Below are 5,515 nucleotides of genomic sequence, written 5' to 3' on the forward strand. Positions count from 1 at the left end.
GCACATTGAATAGTAACTCATGGACAAGTGGCATCACACGGATAAACGACTTGCCAAGCGGAATATCGGATGCATAGTCATTCATAACAGCTTCCGCCTCTACTTCATAACGGGCCGAGCCGCGATCCACTTCGAGACTGCCGACGAGCTCCACAGTAACACCACGAATGCTGTAGTGACTTAAGTTAGATCGATACATTCCCGTTATACTATCTTGCGGTTGATCCAGCGCATAGCTGCATAGCGCCTTGTAGAGTCCCTCAATACGCGGACGATCCGCGTACAAATCAAGATCACGTGGCTCTGCACCAATACTTACGCCGTGCAGCAGTAATCCAGTACTCCCCCCAACAAGCCAGCAAGTATTAGCCGAAGATAGGGTGTCCAACAATACTTGCAACGTAGGTTGAAGTCGTTCCAATGACGGATTATTCATCAGAAATACGGCTTCAACGCAACCACTATATGTGCGTCACTATGTTTCACTTCAGCTTGGCATCCTAGTCGGTATCCTTGTTCGAGTTCTTCCGGCTCCAGACGAATCTCCTCCGCTTCGTTCGGGGCAGCCAAGGCATCTCTTCCTTCCACGACGTAACAGCGGCAACGCGCACACGTCCCCCTCGTACAAGAGAATCCCCAATCGACGCTATGCTTCAAGGCGTGGTCCAGAATCGTTAATCCCGACTCCGACTCTACTGTCATCCGTTTTGTGCGGCCTTTTAGCTCTATCATTTCGTTATGACCCCCAAGTTCATCTTATGCTGCTGGTCTAGATTGACTATGACAAGTTATAGAATAGAAATAAGCATATACACGATGGAAACGAGCAGAAGAATAAAAGCAACGATGGTAACGATTACTCGAAAAAAACCTTTCAACTTGATACGTGCGAATGTAATCAAGAAAGAGGCCGCAATCATAAGCCCCATTCCGGTAAAAGAAGCCCACATTTTCGTCAAGCCGTCCATTAGTATCTCTCCCGATGACTATGTAGTCGGTTATCATATCGATCCGTCCGTCGTGAAAACCTAACCTTGATTATATCATTCCTCGAATCGTTTGTGAAACCGGACCCCGTTTACATAAAAGAAAAAGAGCTCCTCGCGGAGCCCTTATCTTTATTTCTTCCCCATCAACAGTTTCATAAGTGCTTCCATGCTGTTCGGATTGACGCCGCTTTTCTGCACCGCTGTTATAATTTCATTAATCGTTGCTTCTGAGACCGGTACATTAACCATGCCGGCTACTTGATTAATTAGCTGTCGAAGCTGCTTCTCGCTTTGATAGGTCGAAGGTTTCACTCCACTCGCCAACTTCTGAATGTCTTTCTCCGACACATTTTTACCTGTCTTCTTCTTAATCGAATTCAACACGTCTTTCGACATATCTCCAGTGCTCATTCCAAACCTCCCTAAACCAGACTTAGTGGTATAGTATGAGGTCGGCTTCGCTTATGTATGGGCTTCTAACTAGTTACTACTAGACAAATTTCATGGAATCGGCTGCAACTTCTTCGATTTCGTGGGTACGTACCCGGCCCATCAAATCTTTCACTGCGGACTCCGGCGATTTACCTTCGAACAATACATGGTACAACTGCTCTGTAATGGGCATGGCAACCTGATAAGTTCGGGACAAGGCGTAAGCCGCTTTGGCCGTCTTGACCCCCTCTACGACCATCCCCATCGATTCCAACACCTCTTCAAGCCCTTTCCCTTGACCAAGCATATAACCAGCTCTCCAGTTGCGGCTATGTTGACTCGTACAAGTCACCACCAGGTCACCTACACCAGCTAAGCCTGTGAACGTAAGTTCATTCGCTCCCATGGCAATCCCGAGTCTGGCAATCTCGGCCAATCCTCTTGTTAAGAGCGCAGCCTTCGCATTGTCTCCGAACGAGAGACCGTCTGAGAGTCCTGCTCCGAGAGCGATAATGTTCTTCAATGCACCTGCAACCTCGACACCAGTAACATCCGGATTCGTGTAGACGCGGAAATACGAGTTGATTAATAAATCCTGAGCCTGCTCGGCGGCGTCAAGCTCTCCGGCAGCGACGACCACAGTCGTCGGACTACGGTGAATGACTTCCTCCGCATGGCTCGGCCCGGACAGCACGACAATTCGCTGCGGATCGATCTGCGGCAGCTCTTCAGCAAGAACGGTCGTCATCCGCTTCAATGTCTCCGCTTCAAATCCTTTGGTCGCATGAATAACCGCAGTCTCGGTCGAGATGTATGGACTGGCCAACCTGGCTACTTCCCTCATGCTTGTGGAAGTCGCAACGAATAGTACCGTATCCACACCAGATATCGCTTCCTCTACACTAGTCGTTGCGCGAATCCGCTCCGAAAGCGTAATATCCTTCAACGACTTGCGATTCGTGTGCAGGGTATTAATCTCGAGTGCCTGATCCGCGTTACGGGTCCATAATCGGACCTCGACTCCGTTATCTGCCAGCACTGAAGCAAGCGCGGTTCCCCAGCTTCCAGCGACCATTACAGCCACTCGGCGTTGATTCATCGGAACATCCTCCTCTCGAAATCTCAAGGGTGATTGTAACTATTTAGTTGCGTGCGTCTGTGTCCGATCTTTTTTCGAGCCGATTTTGTTTTCTTTCCCCTTAATCAGCTTGACAATATTCGTGCGATGACGGATGAAGGCGAACAGTGCGATAATGAAGCTAGCTATAATAAGTTCGGACGGCTTGCTCATGATCATGAGTAAGAAAGGCAACGTTCCGGTCAGGATTAAAGAACCCAACGATACATAACGGGTCAGAGCGATGCAAGCAATTGCAAGTAAGCCAGCAAATAGGGTGGGCAGGAAACAGAGGGTGGCTGCTACACCAACTGTGGTAGCGATACCTTTACCACCCTTGAAATGAAAGTAAACCGGCCAGTTGTGGCCAATAATTGCCGCGAGGCCTGCCATAACAGGAATCCAGGCGTTGTCGCCTCCAAGCCATTGGCCGACCAGAACAGCCGCCACGCCCTTCCCAGCATCGAGCAACAGAACGGCAATGGCAGGACCTACACCAAGTACTCGGAGCGTATTCGTCGCCCCCGCGTTACCGCTGCCGTGGCTGCGAATGTCGATCCCTTTGGCCAACTTGCCGTACAAGTAACTGAAGCTTATCGAGCCTAGCAAATACCCGATCACGATACATAATGCTGCCTGCACAACAACTCTCCCCTATTCGTCGTCAGATTTCCTTCTAGTAAACAAGCGAAGCGGAGTTCCGGCGAATCCGAACGAATCCCGTATCCGATTCTCAAGATATCGTTCGTATGAGAAGTGCATCAACTCCGGATCGTTCACGAAGAATACGATCGTTGGAGGTTTGACTGACACTTGCGTGACATAGTTCAGGCGTAATCTTCGGCCTTTGTCCGTCGGAGGTGGATTAATTGCCACGGCATCCGAAATAACATCGTTCAGCAGATGTGTCTGGATTCTCTGCGCATGGGCTTCGCTCACCTCTACGATATGTGGCAGCAGTTTCTGCAAACGCTGCTTCGTCTTGGCAGACACGAATACGACAGGCGCGTAAGTCATGAACAAGAAGTGATCGCGGATCTTCTGGGTGAACTGCTGCATAGTCTTGTCATCCTTATCGACAACATCCCATTTGTTCACGACGAATACAGACGCTTTCCCCGCTTCGTGTGCGTATCCAGCAATGTGCTTGTCCTGCTCAATAATGCCCTCTTCTCCGTTAATGACGACCAGCACCACATCTGCTCGTTCAATGGCTTGCATCGCACGCATGACGCTGTATTTCTCCGTCGTTTCATACACTTTCCCCCGCTTGCGCATACCTGCCGTATCGATCAGTACATACTTCTGACCGTCCTTCTCGAACGGTGTATCAATCGCATCACGTGTCGTACCTGCTTGTTCACTGACAATTACTCGTTCTTCACCTAATATCGCGTTCACGAGTGAGGATTTCCCTACATTCGGACGTCCGATCAAGGCTACCCGAATCGTATCCTCGCCGTATTCATCTTCTTGTTTCTCCGGAAGCTTACTTGTGACAATCTCAAGCAGATCGCCAATCCCGATACCATGCGAACCGGATATGCTGATCGGATCCCCGAAGCCAAGTGAATAGAACTCATAAATGTCGTCTTGACGCTTCATGTTATCTACTTTGTTAACCGCAAGCACAATCGGTTTGTTAGCACGGTACAACATCTTTGCTACTTCTGAATCGGAAGCGGTCACACCAGCTTTTGCGTCCACCATGAAGATGATGACATCCGCTTCTTCTATGGCCAGCTCAGCCTGGGTGCGGACCAACTTCAATATTTCGTCTTCTCCATCGATCTCTATACCGCCAGTATCTATAATACTGAAAGAAGTTCCCATCCATTCCCCAATTCCATAGAGTCGGTCCCGGGTAATATACGGTTTATCTTCTACAATGGCCAGCCGGTCACCAACTATTCGGTTAAATATCGTCGACTTCCCAACATTCGGGCGGCCCACAATTGCGACGATAGGTCTTGCCATTTGACGCTCAACTCCTACTCTTTCGAATTCTCACCGCTTAACATCATAGCAAAAAAGTAGACAAATGGCTAATCCTTTTCCCGTTCCTCCACCTGAGTCTGTATGGCGGAAAATCGGTTTTCTGCCATTATGTCGTTCCTTCCATCCCGCTTTCGTTCACTCTTCGCTTGCCAACTTCGTACAGCTTCAGCGCCAAGCGACCAAGCGGACTCCAGACATAAGGACACGGACCGGGCAGTTGCAACTGCCATCCACCATTGATCCTGGAATACGCTCCCGCCCAACACGACAGGAAACGTATGATGGGGACCTAGTGTATACAGCGCAGTGCCAGCCAACAGTCCAAACGATACTACCGTCAATTGGTCTTCTGCTTTTCTACATAACAGCACCGCCACAATTCCGATGGGAATAGCTGCAGCCGAGGGAGAATGATACGGGAAAAACAAAGGGTCGGCTTGAGACAAGTGCCGAAGTAAATAAAACAACGATGCCAGGAACAAGCCGATCGACACCAAGTGAAGACCAGCCAACCATGAGGACCGGGTTCCAATATGCTTCATCGTGAAGATCAGCACTAGAAGGAGTACTAAGTTAATCTCCACATTAGATGCACCTGGCCATTGGATGTGGATCCGGCTTAACAGCAGCCAACACAGGATGAACCAAACGATAGTTCTGTCGCGAACACCGGGTACGACTGCTGATTTCCAGCCGCTTGCGAATAGGATAACGGTCACAATCATCACAATAAGGCTTAAATATCCTGAATTCATATTCATTATCACCTGCGCGTTACTTGCTCTGCCTAGTATTGCTGTTTGTCAGATGTTTTAACCCCATAACTTCTCCCCAAAGTGTCCCGGAATACAAATAGCGGCTTCCCTGAGGAAGCCGCTACGTTCATACAATCATTTATTTGAATTTGTTGAGTTTGTCTCCGAATCGTTCGCCCAGCGTCATGCTCATCGATTGATTGGACAATGACACATTTTCGTTC

The 5,515-nt window shown here is 49.0% G+C and carries 8 protein-coding genes; all 8 read right to left on the bottom strand.

Annotated features, from left to right (window positions below; all coding sequences use genetic code 11):
- A partial coding sequence (locus tag AC1DWB_RS30735) for a hypothetical protein (RefSeq protein ID WP_477544901.1) occupies positions 1-436 on the bottom strand: 436 nt, incomplete at its 3' end.
- Entirely contained in the window at positions 436-732 is a 297-nt protein-coding gene (locus tag AC1DWB_RS30740) for a 2Fe-2S iron-sulfur cluster-binding protein (RefSeq protein WP_477544902.1), read from the bottom strand. The genes AC1DWB_RS30735 and AC1DWB_RS30740, both read right to left, overlap by 1 nt.
- A gap of 56 nt (positions 733-788) precedes the next feature.
- Positions 789-968 carry a DUF2768 family protein gene (locus AC1DWB_RS30745; RefSeq protein ID WP_477544903.1) on the bottom strand — a complete coding sequence of 60 codons (180 nt, stop codon included), beginning with the start codon at positions 966-968 and terminating at the stop codon, positions 789-791.
- A 150-nt stretch (positions 969-1,118) separates the two neighbouring features.
- Positions 1,119-1,400, bottom strand: coding sequence for a stage VI sporulation protein F (locus tag AC1DWB_RS30750; RefSeq protein ID WP_477544904.1), 282 nt, complete (start codon positions 1,398-1,400; stop codon positions 1,119-1,121).
- Positions 1,401-1,479: 79 nt separating this feature from the next.
- Positions 1,480-2,520, bottom strand: coding sequence for an NAD(P)H-dependent glycerol-3-phosphate dehydrogenase (locus tag AC1DWB_RS30755; protein ID WP_477544905.1), 1,041 nt, complete (start codon positions 2,518-2,520; stop codon positions 1,480-1,482).
- A 39-nt stretch (positions 2,521-2,559) separates the two neighbouring features.
- Entirely contained in the window at positions 2,560-3,180 is a 621-nt protein-coding gene (gene plsY, locus AC1DWB_RS30760) for a glycerol-3-phosphate 1-O-acyltransferase PlsY (protein WP_477544906.1), read from the bottom strand.
- Between the two features lie 12 nt (positions 3,181-3,192).
- The gene (gene der, locus AC1DWB_RS30765) at positions 3,193-4,515 is read right to left on the bottom strand and encodes a ribosome biogenesis GTPase Der (RefSeq protein ID WP_477544907.1); all 1,323 of its coding nucleotides are present in this window, start codon (positions 4,513-4,515) and stop codon (positions 3,193-3,195) included.
- A gap of 68 nt (positions 4,516-4,583) precedes the next feature.
- Entirely contained in the window at positions 4,584-5,291 is a 708-nt protein-coding gene (locus tag AC1DWB_RS30770) for a YphA family membrane protein (RefSeq protein ID WP_477544908.1), read from the bottom strand.
- Positions 5,292-5,515: the final 224 nt, after the last annotated feature.

It is taken from the genome of Paenibacillus sp. P4_E11 (assembly GCF_056401635.1).